The following is a 15,761-nucleotide window of genomic DNA, read 5'->3' as shown; positions in this document are numbered from 1 at the left end:
CGCCGGGTTCCGAATAGGGTGCTTGAGACCATGCCGGGCCGGGAATTTCAAGGCACTTTGGCAGACGGGACTCCTCGTTTAAGAATGGGGCCGCGGCCGTTCAGACTTCTCCCCTGGAATAACGAGAAGAAGCAAACGAGGCCGCAGGGAGCCGCCTGCCATGCTGGTCGAAACCACGGATTATGAGACGCTCGCCCGCAATTTTCGCTGGGATGTGCCGGAGCGATTCAACATCGCGACGGTGGCCTGCGACCGTCATGCCGACGGTAGCGGGCGGCTGGCGCTGATCTATGTGGACGAGGACCGCGGCACGCATCGTTTCTCCTTCGACGAGATGCAGGCTTTCTCGCGCAGCTTCGCCAATGTGCTGAAGGCGGATGGCCTGCAGCGCGGCGACCGCATTGCGGTGTTTTTGTCGCAATCGGTGGAATTGCCGGTGGCGCATCTCGCGGCGTTCCGGTCCGGGCTGGTCTCGGTGCCGCTGTTCACGCTGTTCGGCGAGGACGCGTTGGAATTCCGCCTTGCCAATTCTGGGGCCAAGGCCATCGTCACCGACGCGAGTGGCTGGGACAAGCTGTCGAAAATCCGCGAGCGGCTGCCTCATTTACAAGATATCTACGTCACGGACAGTGCACCGCATGCCGGCGCCAAACCGTTCTGGTCGGCGATCGAGGCGGCGTCCGAAGACTTCACCACGGTCGATACGTCCTGCGACGATCCCGCGATCATCATCTACACCTCGGGCACCACGGGAAATCCCAAGGGCGCGCTGCATGCCCATCGCGTGCTGCTCGGCCATCTGCCCAATGTGGAGATGGTGCACGGCTTCTTTCCCAAGCCCGGCGACGTCTACTGGACGCCGGCCGACTGGGCGTGGATCGGCGGGCTGTTCGATGCGCTGTTTCCGGCCTGGTATCACGGCGTGCCGATCGTCGGCTATCGCGCCAGGAAATTTGAGCCTGACGCCGCGATGCAGCTGATGGCCGATCACGGGGTGCGCAATGTCTTCCTGCCGCCGACGGCGCTGAAGCTGATGCGGCAGGCCAACGTCCAACATGATGGCGTGAAGCTGCGCAGCATGCTCACCGGCGGCGAGTCGCTCGGTTCGGAGTTGCTCGACTGGGTGCGCAATACGTTCGGCATCGACGCGCATGAGATCTACGGCCAGACCGAATGCAATCTCGTCGTCGGTAACAATGCCGATCTGTTTCCGATCCGGCCGGGCTCCATGGGCAAGCCGACGCCGGGTTTCGATGTGCGTATCGTCAATGAGCTGGGCGAGGAATTGCCGCGCGGCGAGCGGGGCATCGTTGGTATCAGACAGCCCAATCCCTGCACCATGCTCGGCTATTGGCAGAACCCCGAAGGCACCGCGAAGAAATTCGCCGGCGAGTTTCTTCTGACGGGCGATCTCGGCATCCAGGATGACGACGGTTACTTCTGGTACGTCTCGCGCGAAGATGACGTGATAACCAGCGCCGGCTATCGCATTGGCCCTTCGGAGATCGAGCACACGCTGCTCAAGCATCCCGCGGTCGCACTGTCGGCGGTGGTCGGTATTCCCGATCCGATCCGCACCGAAGCCATCAAGGCCTGGATCGTGCTGCGTCCGGGCTTTGCGCCCAGCGATGCACTGGCGCGCGAGCTGCAGGATTTCGTCAAGTCACAACTCGCCGCGCATGAATATCCAAGGCATGTGCAGTTCGCTGAGAGCCTGCCGATGACGGCGACGGGCAAGGTGCTCAGGCGGGAATTGCGGGCGCTGGGGTAGGGTGGCAGATATTCTGTACTCTCCGCGTCATGGCCGGGCTTGTCCCGGCCATCCACGCCTTTCTTCTTTGCCGCCAAGGCGTAGATGCCCGGCACGCCTAGCGAAGTCTCGCTTCGCGCTGGCCGGGCATGACGGAGACAACAAATCTGGAATGGAGTAAACGCCCATGTCACTGCAAGTCTATCTCGCCTTTGTCGCTGCCTGCGTCGCGCTGGCGCTGTTGCCCGGTCCGAATGTCACGCTGGTGATCGCCAACGGCCTGCGTTACGGCACGCGCGCGGCGATGATCAGCATTGCCGGCACGCAAGCAGGGCTTGCCGTGGTCATCGGCATCGTTGCGCTCGGGCTTGCGACGCTGATGGCCACCATGGGCTATTGGTTCGACTGGGTGCGCTTTGCCGGTGCGGCCTATCTGGTGTGGCTCGGCATCAAGATGGTCCGCGCGCCGGTCGAGGGCATCGACGCGGATACGCCGCCGGCGCCGCCGCGTGGCGGGTTCTTCCTGCAGGGCATGATGGTGCTGCTGAGCAATCCGAAAGTGCTGGTGTTCTTCGGCGCCTTCATTCCGCAATTCGTCGACATGGAAAAGAACCATATCGTTCAGGTCGCGATCCTCGGCGCCACGTTCATGGTCACGGCGGCACTGACGGACATGGTCTATGCCGTGGCCGCGGGCCGCGCGCGACAATTCTTCTCGGCACGGCGGACGCGGCTGCTGTCGCGGGTCTCCGGCGGCTTCATGATCGGCGGCGGCGTCTGGTTGGCGCTGACACGAGCCCGCTGACCTTTCATCGCGCTGAACCTTTCGCCGCATCGTCACGTCAAACCTCGGGGCGCGCCGCGCCGCGTCATGAGGTTTCGCCGTGCCCGACATTCCCTGGTTCGTTTATGCAATGCTGCTGGCGCCGTTCGGCCTGATTCTGGTCGCCGCCGGCTATAAATATCTGCAGGTCCGCGCTGCCAGCGACTGGCCATCCACATTCGGCAAGGTGACCGTTTCGACCTCCGAAGTACGTAACGTCGAGGTACTCGACGACACGCGCGAGGAGCGCAAGCGCACCGAGCAGCGCAATTTTGCGAATATCGTCTACGAATACACCGTGAGCGGACAGAAGCTTACGAACAACCGCGTCAGCATCGGCGAGGACCGTGGCAATTTTGAAGTCGCGGAAACAATCGCGCGCTATCCGGTTGGTACCTCCGTTATGGTCTACTACAACCCGCGGCACCCGCGCGACGCCGTACTCGATCGCGAGATGCCGAAGGGCATTGGCGGCTGCCTTGGCATCGCTGCCGTCATCGTGCTGGTGATTGTGGTTGGTGGCATCTTTGGCGGCGCCCGCATCAACGAATTCATCGCAGAGCATCTTGCCGATCCGAAACGATCCCCGATTGTGACGGCGCTTTGCGGGTTCGGCTTCCTCGTTGCCTTGTTCGGCCTGGCGCTACACCGGCAGGGGTCTCTGGCCAAGAAGTGGCCGGTGGTGCCCGGCATCGTCAAGCTGGGCGCGCCCGAGACCTATGTGAGTCGGGACAGCGACACCGGCCGCAGCGGGCCCGTGATGCAGACCCGGAACGTGCAATACAACTATCGTTTCAAGCACGTCGCCTATATCGGATCCGCCGGGAGCTTGAGCACGAGCAACCCGAACCCGCCGAAATGGCAGTTGCGGCTGTTCGGAATGGACTACAAGAACGGTGACGCCGTGAAGGTCTTCGTCAATCCGGACAATCCGTCTGACTCGACGCTGAGCCCTGGTGGCGGCGCGGCCTATTTCCTGTGGGCGGTCGCAGCGGGATTTGTGGTGGTGGCTTATTTCATCGCGACGCACGGCTAGGCACCGCATGCCACGCGGGTGCATTAGGCAGCTACGTCGACGTCAAGGCCTAGAGATGCGAGGCGCGCGGCGTGATCAGCGCCGCCGCGATCTCGCTGAAGATGCGCGTCAGCCGCTCCGCCCATTCGGTCTGGCCGCTTGGGTCGGTGATCAGATCCTGCCGGATCTCGATGCCCGTATTCATCAGTCCGCGTTTTTCGCCATGCACGGGGATCGTGTAGTCGGTGGCATCGGACACCGCATAGGGTTCGTTGTCGCCCACCACCAGATCGGCCTCGGCGCGCAGATGATGCAGCAGCAATGGCGGCAGTTTGCTGTCGTGCTGATAGAGCGTGCCGATATGCCAGGGGCGGGGAATGCCGGCATAGACAGGCGTGAAACTGTGCAGCGACACCAGCACTGTCGGCTGGCCCTTCGCCAGCCTTGCATCGATCACCTCGTCGATGCGGCGGTGATACGGATCGAAGATCAGCTCGCGCCGGCGCGCCTTCGCATCGGACGTGAGACCGTCATTGCCGGGCACGGTGGTCGCCTCGCTGATCAGCGGAATCGCGCTCACGGCGTCCGGCGGGCGGTTGCAGTCGATGACGAGCCGCGAATAGCGCTGCGCCACGAGATGCGCATCGAGCGCCCGAGCCATCTGCTCGGCCACGCCGGCGATGCCGACATCCCAGGCGATGTGGCGGAGGAGCTCGCTCTCGGGCAGGCCGAGATCGCCCAGCATCTCGGGAATCAGCCGGCCGTAGTGATCGCAGGTCAGCAAAAAGGGAGACGTTCCCCGGCTATTGAGCTCCAGAACCGGAGGAACCTCCTCTGGCCCGAGGCGTAGAACTGTGTCCTGATGGCTGTCCAAAGGCTTTCCCAATCTGCCTAACGATGCGGCATCCCGGCCTGTGATTGCCGGGCCTTCCGTAAAAACATCTTCCGTATAAATTACACGGGACAAATCACGCATGAACGAACCATTGATGCCCCTGCTCACGATTCATCACAAGACCGAATATCGCTACGCACATCCGGTCGCATTCGGCGAGCACCGGATCATGTTGCGGCCGCGCGATGGCCATGATCTGCGCATGCTCAACGGCAAGCTCGAGATTACGCCCGAGCCGCTGTCGCTGCGCTGGATCCATGACGTGTTCGGCAATTCGGTGGCGATCGCCACCTTCGACGAGCACGCGCGCAAACTCACTTTCGTATCCACCGCAACCATCGAACATCTGCCGTCGGACGAGTTCGCGCTCACGGCGGACGACAAGGCCTATTTCTATCCGTTCCTCTACGACGCCGAAGAACTGCCCGATCTGCAGGAATTCATCCGGCCGCAATATGGCGATCCTGATGGAGAGCTGGCGACATGGGCGCGCGGGTTTCTCGATCCGCAGGGCCGCACACCGACCTTCAATATTCTGTCCGGCATGACGCTCGGCATCCGCAAGCAGTTCGCCTATCGCAAGCGCTACGAACACGGCACCCAGCATCCGCTCGATACGCTGCAGACCAAATCCGGCACCTGCCGCGATTTCGCGCTGTTCATGATCGAGGCGCTGCGCCGGCTCGGCATCGCCGCGCGCTTCGTGTCGGGCTATCTGTTCATCCATGGCGACCGCGAGCACAATTATGTGGGCGGCGGCTCCACGCATGCCTGGGTGCAGGTCTATCTGCCGGCCGCAGGCTGGATCGAATTCGATCCAACCAACGGCATCATCGGCAGCAAGGATCTCATTCGCGTCGCCGTGGCGCGCGATCCGCGCCAGGCGGTGCCACTGCACGGCACCTATATGGGCTCGGCCGATGCGTTTCTCGGCATGGATGTGAGTATCAATGTGGTCTCCGCGGGCGATGATGTTGCCGCTGCACTGGCCGAGAAAGTCTGACTGCCATCATGCCCGATCGCGTTTTCGTCTACGGCACATTGATGCGCGGCTTCGATCATCCGATGTCGAAGCTGCTCTCGGCCGGTGCGGATTTCCTTGGTGAAGCCTCCTGTCGCGGAAAGCTTTACATGATTGCGCATTATCCCGGCCTGCTGCATTCCGACGATGCTCATGACGTCGTGTTCGGCGAGCTGTTCCGGTTGCGGAATGTTGATGAACTGATGGCCGCGCTCGACGACTATGAGAGCGTCGGCCCCGGCCATCCGCAGCCGGCGCTGTATCTGCGCGAGCGGATCGCCGTGACGCTCGCTGATGGCAGCGTCAGCGAAGCCTGGACCTATATCTACAACAAGCCGGTCGATGAGACGAAACGCATCATGTCCGGTCGTTTCCTGGCGCCTTAACCAGCCTTGCGTCTGCTGGCGACTTCCAGCCCGAACAGCGCCAGCGCAATCAGCGATGCCCCGATGCCGATCAGTGCGATCATCGATGTGCCGCCTGATGCCACCGCAAATCCGCTGAAGCCCGAACCGATCGCGCCGCCGAAAAAGGCGCAGGCGAGAAACAGCGCGTTGAGCCGGCTGCGGATATGGCCGGCGAGGGCATAGATGGCGCGCTGCCCGGCGACCACATTGCCCTGTGTGCCGGCATCGATCAGGATGCCCGCGATCACGAACAGCGTCACGGCCGTTGCGCCGCCGGTGTGGCCGCCGATCCAGGTTAGCACGAAGCTCACCAGCACCAGCAGCATGGCCGTGACGGTCACGAGATCGCCGCGGCCGCGATCGGCGAGGCGTCCCGCAAGCGGCGCCACCAATGCGCCGCCGGCGCCGGACAGCAGGAACGCGGACATGGCGATATGGCCGAACGAAAATGGCGGCTGGTCCAGCACCAGCGGCATCGCCGTCCAGAACAGGCTGAAGGAGCCGTAAAGCAGGCATTGATAGGCCGAGCGCTGCTGCAGCACCCGCGTGGTCAGCATCAGGTCCCATAACGAGTGGATCAGGGTCGCATAGGTCAACTCATGCTTCGGTTGCCGGCGCGGCAGCGCGATCACCATCAGTGCGAATACGCCGCACATCAGCACTGCGGACATCACGAACACGGCACGCCAGCCGAACGAGCCGGCCACCATGGTGGCCAGCGGCCGCGACAGCAGAATGCCGAACAACAGCCCGCTCATCACGGTGCCGACGATCTGTCCGCGCCGCTGCTCCGGCGCCAGATGCGCCACCACCGGCAGGATCATCTGCGTGCCCACGGCGGCGACGCCGAGCAGCAAGGTCGAGGCGATGAAGATCGCTGCAGTGGGTGCGGCTGCGGCGATCAGCAAGCTCACGATCAGGCTGCCCAGCGTGATCAGGATCAGGCGCTTGTTCTCGACGAGATCGCCGAGTGGCACCAGGAACAGCAGGCCCAGCACATAGCCGAACATCACCATGGTCAGCATGATGCCGGCCGACGACAGGTCGATCCCAAAGCTCTCGCTGATCGGCCCCACCAGCGGCTGCGCGTAATAGATATTGGCGACGGTGACGCCGCAGGCGACGGCAAAGGAAAAAATCAGCCAGCCGCCGGGACCGGAGTCGCGGGCGGGATGTTCGGACGAGAGGGGCATGGAGGCTTTCAGGCGGGCGGGGCGATTGTGGAGAGATATGGAATATTCAGGCCGCACGCGTAAGGGCGGCGTGCCGGATAGGAGCCATGCAAGGATCCATCATCGGCACTGCCGGATCTTGAACGTTTCGCAGGGGGACGTGAAGAGGGTGCGTGCTCGCAACTTCGGCGATAGCTATGCGCGTTTTTTAGGCTTCGCCTTTTGCTGCATGTAAGACCGGAGTACGGCGTTCATGCGACGCTGATAGCCTTCGCCCTCGCTCTTGAAGAAATCCAACACGTCTTCGTCGATGCGGATTGAGATGGCTTTCTTCTTTGCGGGAATGATGAGAGTCCCTTTAGACCAGTCTATATCAATGGGAGCCGCGTCGGGATCATCCGCAACAGCCTTCGCGATGTCCTCATCGGTGAGTTTGTCGAAACGGGCCCAGTCAGTCTTGCCCTTGCGACGATCTCCCCATTTTCTGGTTACGATATTCTCTTTCTTCATTTTTCCTTGCGCGCCGCGCTGAGATAATTCGGACGGTGTTTTCTCGCCGCGTAAACACGACGACGATCAACCGATCTCCCAATTCGCCCAAGGCGGTCCAGCGCTCCTCATTATTTCGATCTGAGCGGTGAAGAATGATTGGCCCATCGAACACCTCGATCGCACTATCGAAGTCAATGTCGTGCTTGGTGCGATTGATGAGGTCTTTTTGTTCGTCCCATTCAAAAGAAGCAAATCGAGAGAAGTCCGAAGTGTCATCGTCGCCTGCCATCTTCAACTTCCTCGCAGCTCTCTTTTTTGATGGACTTCCTTTCAATTTGGCACAATCGCCGGGTCAGTATCTGTATATACAATTGTATTTCTCTTGTCAACGCGATTGCAGCTACACCACCGCCTTCACCACCCGCACATCGACCTCGCGCTCCACATAGCTCCACTCTTCCGTCTCGCGCAGGCCGCCGACGAGATCCTCGAATTCCTGTGCGTGTTCCGGCGCGTATTCGAACCAGGTGAGGAAATCGTAGGGCTCGCCGAGATCGCGCGAATGATAGAGCTGGCGGGCGATGGCGGGCAGGTATTTCAGGCTGTCGGCGATGTGGCGGGATTTGTCCTCGAAGATGCGACGGCGCTCGTTCTGGGTCATGTCCCACCAGGCCGCGTTCTTCCTGATCGGGATCAGCGCGCCATGGGTTGCCTCGGTTCGGCCGAGCCCGGCCTGCGCGGCGACCAGCGCGATCTTCTCGGTACGCTCGACATAGCGGACGTGGCTGGCGACGCCGGCGAGGCGCCAGGATGTCTGCGAGGGCAGCAGCGGCAGCGAGATCGCGTCGGCATGAGTGATGGACAGCGCGGTCACGGGTTTCAGCGTCTCGCCCTTGACGGGCGAGATCGAGATCACCTGCCATGCACCGGTATTTCCGCCGCGGAACGTCGTGAACATGGGATATGAGAGCGTGGAACCCGGGCGAGTTCAAGCAAATTGAAGCAAGTTTGCCACACACACGTCATTCCGGGGCGCGCGAGCGAAGCTCGCGCGAACCTCAGCCATTCCAATTGGAATGGCGGGGAATCTCCAGATGTTCATCACCTCGGACCTCACGCGAGGCCCCACGTGCGCAACACGTCGGGATTCCGGGCCTGACCGCCGGACGGCTTCGCCGCCTTCTGGTCATCCCGGAATGACGAGAGGGTGCCAGGCACCCTGTGATTATTTGGGAAAACCTTCGGCTTGTTCGTATTTCTCGGTGCCGGACCTATATCCATGGTCGGCTGGGAAGCTGACAGACCTTACAAACCTCACAGCTCCCACAGGCTCACGTCCGAGCCTGCAACACTTACCTAACCCGATCGCACGATAACGGCTCCATGCGCTTCACGCCCCAATTCCTCGACGATCTGCGCGCCCGGCTTCCGGTTTCGGAAGTCGTGAGCAAGCGCGTCAAGTTGAAGAAGGCCGGGCGCGAATGGAAAGGCCTGTCGCCGTTCCAGCAGGAAAAGTCGCCGTCGTTTTTCGTCAATGACGAGAAGGGATTTTATCACGACTTCTCGTCGGGCAAGCACGGCGACATCATCAATTTCGTGATGGAAACTGACGGTTGCGCCTTCCCGGAGGCGGTGGAACGGCTGGCGCAGATGGCCGGCGTGGCGCTGCCGGCGGCGACGCCGGATGCGGCCCGGCACGAGCAGCGCCGCAAGACGCTCTATGACGTCATGGATCTCGCCGCAAAATTCTTCGCGGAGACGCTGGTGGGGCGCGATGGCGCGCGGGCGCGGGGCTATCTGGCCGATCGCAGCATTACGCCTGCGGTGCAGTTGCAGTTCGGCATGGGCTTTGCGACCGAGAATCGTTTTGCGCTGAAGGAATATCTCGGCGCCGCCGGCATTCCCGTGCCCGATATGATCGAAGCCGGGCTGTTGATCGCGGGCGACGATATCCCGGTGCCCTATGATCGGTTTCGTGACCGCGTGATGTTTCCGATCGCAGACGCGCGCGGGCGCGTCATCGCGTTCGGTGGCCGTGCGATGAAGAAGGATGCGCCGGCGAAGTATCTGAACTCGCCGGAAACCCCGCTGTTTCACAAGGGCGACAATCTCTACAACCTGCCGATGGCCCGAAAGGCTGCGCATGACGGCGCGCCTTTGGTGGTGGTCGAAGGCTATGTCGACGTCATCGCCATGGTCGGCGTCGGCTTTGCCGGGGCGGTTGCGCCGCTCGGCACAGCGCTGACCGAGAACCAGCTGCAATTGCTCTGGCGCATGGCCGACGAGCCGATCCTCTGCTTTGACGGCGACAAGGCCGGCCAGAAGGCGGCATGGCGCGCGGCGGAGCTGGCGCTGCCGCATCTCAAGCCCGGCAAGAGTCTGCGTTTTGCTCTGTTGCCCGAAGGGCAGGACCCCGACGATCTCGCCCGCTCCGGCGGGCGCGCGGCGATCGAGGATGTGATCGCGGCATCCGGTTCGCTGTCGGATCTGATCTGGGCGCGCGAGATCGGCGCCGGTGATTTCCGGACGCCGGAGCGCCGCGCGGCGCTGGAAGCGCGCATCAACGAATTGTCGAACGGCATCCGCGACGATGTCGTGAAGAAATACTATCGCCAGGACATGACCGAGCGGCTGCAACGCGCCTTTGGCGGCGCTCCAAGAAACTTCGGTGGCAACTTCGGCGGCAATTATGGCGGCGGCGGTTTTCGTGGCGGTGCCGGTGGTGCCGGCGGTGGTTTCGCTAGGGGGCCAAAGGCGTTCACGCCGGGCCCGGCCGGGCGAATCAGTGGCGGCGGGCGCGGCAATGCCTCGGCGGCGAGCCAAACCATCCACAGGGGCCCCTATCAGGTGGTCAGTCCGCAGCTTGCGACCTCGTCGATCATGCGCGGCCAGCGCAGCGCCATTTCCAGGCGCGAGGCGCTGATCGTGCAGTCGCTGATCAACCACCCCTGGCTGCTGCATGACCGGCTGGAAGAGGTGGCCGCGCTGGAACTCGCCCATCCCGAGATGCACCGGCTGCGCGCCGCGATCATCGCGGCCTTCGCCCATGAGCATCATCACGGCGATGAGGCCGAGCAAAGTGAACAAATGCGTTCAGATCTGGTTAAAGCCGGATATTCCGAGCAATTACAACACGTTGAGCAGGCAGTTACCACCCAGGCGGTGTGGGCGGCGCGGCCCGGTGCGGCCCGCGAGGACGTTCTTTCGACCTGGACACAGCTCGTTGCCTTGCATCGCCAGTGGCACTCATTACTTAGGGAGCTTAAAGACGCGGAGCTTGCTCTGGGTGCGGAGACGAACGACGCCAACAATGGTTGGCTCAACGACGTCAAGGCCCGGCTGGCCGAGGTGGACGGGATCGAGGCCCTGATCGAGGGCTTTGGGGAGTCATCGGGCCGGTTCCAGCGCAACCAGTGACGCGACTTTGCTGCGGATGAAGCCCGGGCAAACCGCGAAAAGACTCGCCAAACCCATGGTTTGGCTGCAAAAACAGGGTTAATCCGGGCTTAAGGCTCTCCCGTTAAGGGTCTCGGGCTTAAGTTGCGAACATCGTGAAGACGAGGTCGGGGTGGCGAACAATCTGCGCCGCCCTTTGTGCGTCAAACGGTGACAATGAATAAAGCGGGGCGCCTGCGCCCCCGGCGTGAGCGCGTTTCAGGAGCATTGAATGGCCACCAAGGCAAAGACGCTGCAGACCAAGGACAAGGAAAAAGACGACAAGGCAGCTGACACGCCGGAGAAGGACTCCGCAGACGCGCCGTCACCTTTGCTCGACCTGTCCGACGCTGCCGTCAAGAAGATGATCAAGCAGGCCAAGAAGCGCGGCTTCGTGACCTTCGATCAGCTCAACGACGTCTTGCCGTCCGATACCACCTCGCCTGAACAGATCGAAGACATCATGTCGATGCTCTCCGACATGGGCATCAACGTCTCCGAAAACGAAGACAGTGACGGCGAGGAAGAGAACAAGGACGAGGACGACGATACCGACAACGAACTCGTCGAAGTAACACAAAAGGCCGTCACCGAAGTCAAGAAGTCGGAGCCCGGCGAGCGTACCGACGATCCTGTCCGCATGTATCTGCGCGAGATGGGCACCGTCGAGTTGCTGTCCCGCGAAGGCGAAATCGCCATTGCGAAGCGCATCGAGGCCGGCCGCGAGGCGATGATCGCAGGTCTCTGCGAAAGCCCGCTGACCTTCCAGGCCATCATCATCTGGCGCGATGAACTCAACGAAGGAAAGATCTTCCTTCGCGACATCATCGATCTCGAAGCGACCTATGCCGGTCCCGACGCCAAGAACAACATGAACCCGGCGCTGATCGCGCCGCCCACCGGCGATGGCGAAGCTGTGGCCGAAGGCGGCGCTGAAGCCGTGGCCGCGCCACCCGCTGCGCCGCCGTCCGCCACCCCGTTCCGTCCGGCTCCGCCGCGTTCGGCGCCTGCTGCGGCTCCCGCCGGCGAAAGCACGTCGGAAAGCGCCGCTGACGGCGACATGGACGACGACGAGTTCGAGAACCAGATGTCGCTCGCCGCCATCGAGGCCGAGCTGAAGCCGAAGGTGGTCGAAACCTTCGACAAGATCGCCGACAGCTACAAGAAGCTGCGCAAGCTGCAGGAACAGGACATCGCGAACCAGCTCGAGAGCGCCTCACAGGGCCCCTCGCTGTCGCCGTCGCAGGAGCGCAAGTACAAGAAGCTCAAGGACGAGATCATCGTCGAGGTGAAGTCGCTGCGCCTCAACCAGGCGCGTATCGATTCGCTCGTCGAGCAGCTCTACGACATCAACAAGCGCCTCGTGTCGTTCGAAGGCCGCCTGCTGCGCCTCGGCGACAGCCACGGCGTCGCGCGCGAGGACTTCCTGCGCAACTATCAGGGCTCGGAGCTCGATCCGCGCTGGCTCAACCGCGTCTCGAAACTCTCGGCCAAGGGCTGGAAGAACTTCGTCGCCGTCGAGAAGGACCGCATCAAGGAATTGCGCGGCGAAATCCAGCAGCTCGCGGCCCTCACGGGTCTTGAGATCGGCGAATTCCGCAAGATCGTGCACGGCGTGCAGAAGGGCGAGCGCGAAGCCCGTCAGGCCAAGAAGGAGATGGTGGAAGCCAACCTCCGTCTCGTGATCTCGATCGCTAAGAAATATACCAACCGTGGCCTGCAATTCCTGGATCTGATCCAGGAAGGCAATATCGGTCTGATGAAGGCCGTCGATAAGTTCGAATATCGCCGCGGCTACAAGTTCTCGACCTATGCCACCTGGTGGATCCGGCAGGCGATCACGCGTTCGATCGCCGACCAGGCCCGCACCATCCGCATTCCCGTGCACATGATCGAGACGATCAACAAGATCGTGCGCACCTCGCGTCAGATGCTCAACGAGATCGGCCGCGAACCTACCCCTGAGGAACTGGCTGAGAAGCTGGGCATGCCGCTGGAGAAAGTTCGAAAAGTTCTCAAGATTGCCAAGGAGCCGCTGTCGCTCGAAACCCCCGTGGGTGACGAGGAAGACTCGCATCTCGGCGATTTCATCGAGGACAAGAACGCGATCCTGCCGATCGACGCGGCGATCCAGTCCAACCTGCGCGAAACCACCACGCGCGTGCTGGCCTCGCTCACCCCGCGCGAGGAGCGCGTGCTGCGCATGCGCTTCGGCATCGGCATGAACACCGACCACACGCTGGAAGAAGTCGGCCAGCAGTTCTCGGTGACGCGCGAACGTATCCGCCAGATCGAAGCCAAGGCGCTGCGCAAGCTCAAGCACCCGTCGCGGTCCCGCAAGCTGCGGTCGTTCTTGGATAACTAACGGTCGCTGTCGATCACGCGATCCTTCTGATGATGCCCGGCCTCGCGCCGGGCATTTTCGTGTGTGCGTGCCGTGCTTTCACGCGCGCGCTGCCTAGGTGCGTGGCTCAAATATGTTCATGATTTGTTCTTGTCGTCAAGAGGCTTCACGCGTGTCCTTCATCCGCCGCGGAGCCATGGTTCCGGCGCCGGGAACAAATCGGGGCGGGTCCCACTTGAGTCGGGATTGTGTCGCGTCGTGTGAGTTGGAGTATTGCCATGGCCCCGCGTGCCAATTGGAAGGGCTTCTTGCGCCTGTCCCTCGTGAGCTGTCCGGTCGCGCTGTTTCCCGCCACGTCGGATTCCGAGAAGATCAGCTTCAACCAGATCAACCGCAACACCGGCCATCGCATCAAATATCTGAAAGTCGATGCGGATACCGGCGAGGAGGTTGCGGCAGACGACATCATGAAGGGCTTCAAGGTCGATACCGATACCTATGTCGAGGTGTCGAAAGACGAACTCGACAACATCGCGCTGGACTCCACCCGGACCATCGAGATCGACGAATTCGTGCCGAAGGCCGATATCGACCCGCGCTACGCCATTCGTCCCTATTACCTCGTGCCCGACGGCAAGATCGGCCACGACGCCTATGCGGTGATCCGCGAGACCATCCGCGACATGGGCAAGGTGGCCATCGGCCGGCTCGTGCTCACCAATCGCGAGCACATCATCGCGCTGGAGCCGCTGAAGAACGGGCTGATGGGCACGCTGCTGCGCTATCCCTATGAGGTGCGCGACGAGGCGGAGTATTTCGACGACATCCAGGACGTCAAGGTCACCAAGGACATGCTCGATCTGGCGCGGCATATCGTGGAGCAGAAGGCCGCCGAATTCGAGCCCGGCAAATTCGAGGATCGCTACGAGTCCGCGCTGGTCGATCTCGTCAACCAGAAGCGCAGCGGCGTCGCCATCAAGCCGCATGGCAAGGCGCGGCCCGGCACCAACGTGGTCGATCTGATGACCGCCCTGCAGCAGAGCCTCAAGGGCGGCGGCGCGGCGCCGAAGCCGAAGGCGAAGAAGCCGCCGAAGCGCGCCACCGGCCAGAAGGAAATGCTGCTGCCGATCACAGGCAAGAAGGAGCCCGCGCCGGCGAAGAAGGCGGCGCGGCCGGTGGCCAAAGGCGTGACCAAGGGCAGGAGGGCGGGATGACGCGCGCCTGGACCCCGTCGCTGGTGCCGGATGCCGGCGAGCAAACCGTCTATCTCGTGCTGGATTGTTTCGACCGCGCCGGCTGCGCCTGGCGCGAGGCCGATGTCGCGGCGACCGATCGCGAGACCGTCATCGCCGACCTGATGTCCGGCCAGTACAACGATCCGCAGCGCGTGATCGCCTTCAACACCGCCGAGCGCTGGGCCGACGACGTGTCGGAAGACGTCGCCCGCGAGATCCGCCGCCGCGCCGACCGCAATTACGAGGACGTCACCTCGTCGCTCGACGACTTCGTCCAGCGCTATGCCGGCCGCGAACGGCAGCTCACGCTCAGGCTGGCGTGACGCGGGGCCTGACATACTTTTCCGCGACGAGGGGCGTGACCGAATAAAAAAGGCGGACCGTAAGGTCCGCCTTTTTTATCGTGCGCGCTCTCGACCTCTCCCCGCAATGCAGGGAGAGGTCGACCGGCGAAGCCGGTCGGGTGAGAGGCCGTCACCAACGCAGCCTCAATCACGATCTTTCGGGTCGCGCTCGCTGTGCGCGGGAGCGCCGCACACGACGCGGCCTACGTTGATAACTCCGCCACACCCTTTGATTGCACCCGTTCCCACGCTAGCGTCGGGCATTGCCCGGTCCATTTTCATCGCCGCATTTTCAAAAGGGGATATTGCTATGCCCGCCGAACCGATGCTGCTCAGCCAGCGCGTTGCCCAGGTCTGCCTGTTTCTGGTGGGCGCCATCGCCATCTTCGGCGGCTCGCTGCAGATGTATCTCGGCCAGCCCGAGACCGCGCCGCGGCTCGACAACGTGCATCGCTTCATGGGCGGCATCTATCTGATGTCGGGCGTCATGGGCCTGTGGGCGGCCTCGACCATTCGCGAGCACAACACGCTGATCTTTTTGATGGCGGCGACGGTGTTCGTCGGTGGTCTCGGCCGCGTGCTGTCGATATCAAAGGTCGGCCTGCCCGAACCGCACGCGCTGTGGATCACCTATCTCGTGCCGGAGCTGGTGATCCCGTGGATCATCATCGCAGCGCAGGTGATGACGAACAGGCAGATAGCGGGCGGGGCGGGGTGAGGCCAATTGCGCGTGGATGCAGCTACCGATACGGACCGAAGTTCGGTGCACCTGCGCTATCCTACGTCTCCCTCCTGAGCCGATCGGAAACGTTCAAAGCCTATTGCCTT

General features: G+C 62.4%; 15 protein-coding genes. 10 read left to right on the top strand and 5 right to left on the bottom strand.

All coding sequences use genetic code 11. The annotated features are described in order from the left end of the window. The first annotated feature begins 160 nt into the window (after nucleotides 1-160). The 3 genes from AB8A33_RS22135 to AB8A33_RS22125 all read left to right on the top strand — a co-directional run bounded on the left by AB8A33_RS22135 (nucleotide 161) and on the right by AB8A33_RS22125 (nucleotide 3,609). The gene (locus tag AB8A33_RS22135) at nucleotides 161-1,771 is read left to right on the top strand and encodes an acyl-CoA synthetase (protein WP_439094732.1); all 1,611 of its coding nucleotides are present in this window, start codon (nucleotides 161-163) and stop codon (nucleotides 1,769-1,771) included. A gap of 166 nt (nucleotides 1,772-1,937) precedes the next feature. Beyond that, complete coding sequence (locus AB8A33_RS22130; protein WP_439094731.1) at nucleotides 1,938-2,555, top strand: LysE family translocator; 618 nt, start codon at nucleotides 1,938-1,940, stop codon at nucleotides 2,553-2,555. A 79-nt stretch (nucleotides 2,556-2,634) separates the two neighbouring features. After that, nucleotides 2,635-3,609, top strand: coding sequence for a DUF3592 domain-containing protein (locus AB8A33_RS22125; protein ID WP_439094730.1), 975 nt, complete (start codon nucleotides 2,635-2,637; stop codon nucleotides 3,607-3,609). Nucleotides 3,610-3,658: 49 nt separating this feature from the next. On the opposite strand, the gene AB8A33_RS22120 is transcribed toward AB8A33_RS22125, so the two are convergent. Continuing rightward, nucleotides 3,659-4,462 (bottom strand): N-formylglutamate amidohydrolase, encoded by an 804-nt coding sequence (locus AB8A33_RS22120; RefSeq protein WP_439094729.1) that lies wholly within the window; start codon nucleotides 4,460-4,462, stop codon nucleotides 3,659-3,661. Nucleotides 4,463-4,577: 115 nt separating this feature from the next. Between AB8A33_RS22120 and AB8A33_RS22115 the strand changes: the two genes are divergently transcribed. Next, a complete protein-coding gene (locus AB8A33_RS22115) occupies nucleotides 4,578-5,486 on the top strand; it encodes a transglutaminase family protein (RefSeq protein ID WP_439096006.1) in 909 nt (302 codons plus the stop codon). 8 nt (nucleotides 5,487-5,494) lie between these two features. Next, nucleotides 5,495-5,890, top strand: a complete 396-nt coding sequence (locus AB8A33_RS22110; protein ID WP_439094728.1) for a gamma-glutamylcyclotransferase family protein — start codon at nucleotides 5,495-5,497, stop codon at nucleotides 5,888-5,890. Here AB8A33_RS22110 and AB8A33_RS22105 read toward each other — a convergent pair. The 4 genes from AB8A33_RS22105 to AB8A33_RS22090 all read right to left on the bottom strand — a co-directional run bounded on the left by AB8A33_RS22105 (nucleotide 5,887) and on the right by AB8A33_RS22090 (nucleotide 8,533). Then, a complete protein-coding gene (locus AB8A33_RS22105) occupies nucleotides 5,887-7,104 on the bottom strand; it encodes an MFS transporter (protein WP_439094727.1) in 1,218 nt (405 codons plus the stop codon). The two genes, AB8A33_RS22110 and AB8A33_RS22105, sit on opposite strands and share 4 nt — an antisense overlap. A gap of 174 nt (nucleotides 7,105-7,278) precedes the next feature. After that, nucleotides 7,279-7,593, bottom strand: coding sequence for a BrnA antitoxin family protein (locus tag AB8A33_RS22100; RefSeq protein ID WP_439094726.1), 315 nt, complete (start codon nucleotides 7,591-7,593; stop codon nucleotides 7,279-7,281). Beyond that, a complete protein-coding gene (locus tag AB8A33_RS22095) occupies nucleotides 7,535-7,864 on the bottom strand; it encodes a BrnT family toxin (protein ID WP_439094725.1) in 330 nt (109 codons plus the stop codon). The genes AB8A33_RS22100 and AB8A33_RS22095 overlap by 59 nt, the downstream gene beginning before the upstream one ends. A 111-nt stretch (nucleotides 7,865-7,975) precedes the next feature. After that, complete coding sequence (locus tag AB8A33_RS22090; protein WP_439094724.1) at nucleotides 7,976-8,533, bottom strand: chlorite dismutase family protein; 558 nt, start codon at nucleotides 8,531-8,533, stop codon at nucleotides 7,976-7,978. A gap of 425 nt (nucleotides 8,534-8,958) precedes the next feature. Between AB8A33_RS22090 and dnaG the strand changes: the two genes are divergently transcribed. The 5 genes from dnaG (at nucleotide 8,959) to AB8A33_RS22065 (ending at nucleotide 15,651) form a co-directional block, all read left to right on the top strand. Further along, nucleotides 8,959-10,992, top strand: a complete 2,034-nt coding sequence (gene dnaG, locus AB8A33_RS22085) for a DNA primase (protein ID WP_439094723.1) — start codon at nucleotides 8,959-8,961, stop codon at nucleotides 10,990-10,992. Between the two features lie 250 nt (nucleotides 10,993-11,242). Further along, nucleotides 11,243-13,375, top strand: a complete 2,133-nt coding sequence (rpoD, locus tag AB8A33_RS22080) for an RNA polymerase sigma factor RpoD (protein WP_439094722.1) — start codon at nucleotides 11,243-11,245, stop codon at nucleotides 13,373-13,375. A 257-nt stretch (nucleotides 13,376-13,632) separates the two neighbouring features. Beyond that, a complete protein-coding gene (locus AB8A33_RS22075) occupies nucleotides 13,633-14,568 on the top strand; it encodes a non-homologous end joining protein Ku (RefSeq protein ID WP_315840697.1) in 936 nt (311 codons plus the stop codon). Then, on the top strand, nucleotides 14,565-14,912 hold the full coding sequence (locus AB8A33_RS22070) for a hypothetical protein (RefSeq protein WP_439094721.1): 348 nt from the start codon (nucleotides 14,565-14,567) through the stop codon (nucleotides 14,910-14,912). The genes AB8A33_RS22075 and AB8A33_RS22070 overlap by 4 nt, the downstream gene beginning before the upstream one ends. 331 nt (nucleotides 14,913-15,243) lie before the next feature. Beyond that, nucleotides 15,244-15,651 (top strand): DUF4345 domain-containing protein, encoded by a 408-nt coding sequence (locus AB8A33_RS22065; protein ID WP_439094720.1) that lies wholly within the window; start codon nucleotides 15,244-15,246, stop codon nucleotides 15,649-15,651. Nucleotides 15,652-15,761: the final 110 nt, after the last annotated feature.

The sequence above is a fragment of the Tardiphaga sp. 813_E8_N1_3 genome, from assembly GCF_051811025.1.
In the GTDB taxonomy this organism is placed as follows: Bacteria; Pseudomonadota; Alphaproteobacteria; order Rhizobiales; family Xanthobacteraceae; genus Tardiphaga.
This window is presented reverse-complemented; position numbering and strand designations above follow the sequence as displayed.

Excerpts from the sequence above, each read along its gene's own strand:
- AB8A33_RS22130 (WP_439094731.1), top strand. The coding sequence starts at position 1,938 with ATGTCACTGCAAGTCTATCTCGCCTTTGTCGCTGCCTGCGTCGCGCTG.
- AB8A33_RS22070 (WP_439094721.1), top strand. The coding sequence starts at position 14,565 with ATGACGCGCGCCTGGACCCCGTCGCTGGTGCCGGATGCCGGCGAGCAA.
- AB8A33_RS22110 (WP_439094728.1), top strand. The coding sequence starts at position 5,495 with ATGCCCGATCGCGTTTTCGTCTACGGCACATTGATGCGCGGCTTCGAT.
- AB8A33_RS22135 (WP_439094732.1), top strand. The coding sequence starts at position 161 with ATGCTGGTCGAAACCACGGATTATGAGACGCTCGCCCGCAATTTTCGC.
- AB8A33_RS22075 (WP_315840697.1), top strand. The coding sequence starts at position 13,633 with ATGGCCCCGCGTGCCAATTGGAAGGGCTTCTTGCGCCTGTCCCTCGTG.
- AB8A33_RS22100 (WP_439094726.1), bottom strand. The coding sequence starts at position 7,593 with ATGAAGAAAGAGAATATCGTAACCAGAAAATGGGGAGATCGTCGCAAG.
- AB8A33_RS22090 (WP_439094724.1), bottom strand. The coding sequence starts at position 8,533 with ATGTTCACGACGTTCCGCGGCGGAAATACCGGTGCATGGCAGGTGATC.
- AB8A33_RS22105 (WP_439094727.1), bottom strand. The coding sequence starts at position 7,104 with ATGCCCCTCTCGTCCGAACATCCCGCCCGCGACTCCGGTCCCGGCGGC.
- AB8A33_RS22115 (WP_439096006.1), top strand. The coding sequence starts at position 4,578 with ATGCCCCTGCTCACGATTCATCACAAGACCGAATATCGCTACGCACAT.
- dnaG (WP_439094723.1), top strand. The coding sequence starts at position 8,959 with ATGCGCTTCACGCCCCAATTCCTCGACGATCTGCGCGCCCGGCTTCCG.
- AB8A33_RS22095 (WP_439094725.1), bottom strand. The coding sequence starts at position 7,864 with ATGGCAGGCGACGATGACACTTCGGACTTCTCTCGATTTGCTTCTTTT.
- rpoD (WP_439094722.1), top strand. The coding sequence starts at position 11,243 with ATGGCCACCAAGGCAAAGACGCTGCAGACCAAGGACAAGGAAAAAGAC.
- AB8A33_RS22065 (WP_439094720.1), top strand. The coding sequence starts at position 15,244 with ATGCCCGCCGAACCGATGCTGCTCAGCCAGCGCGTTGCCCAGGTCTGC.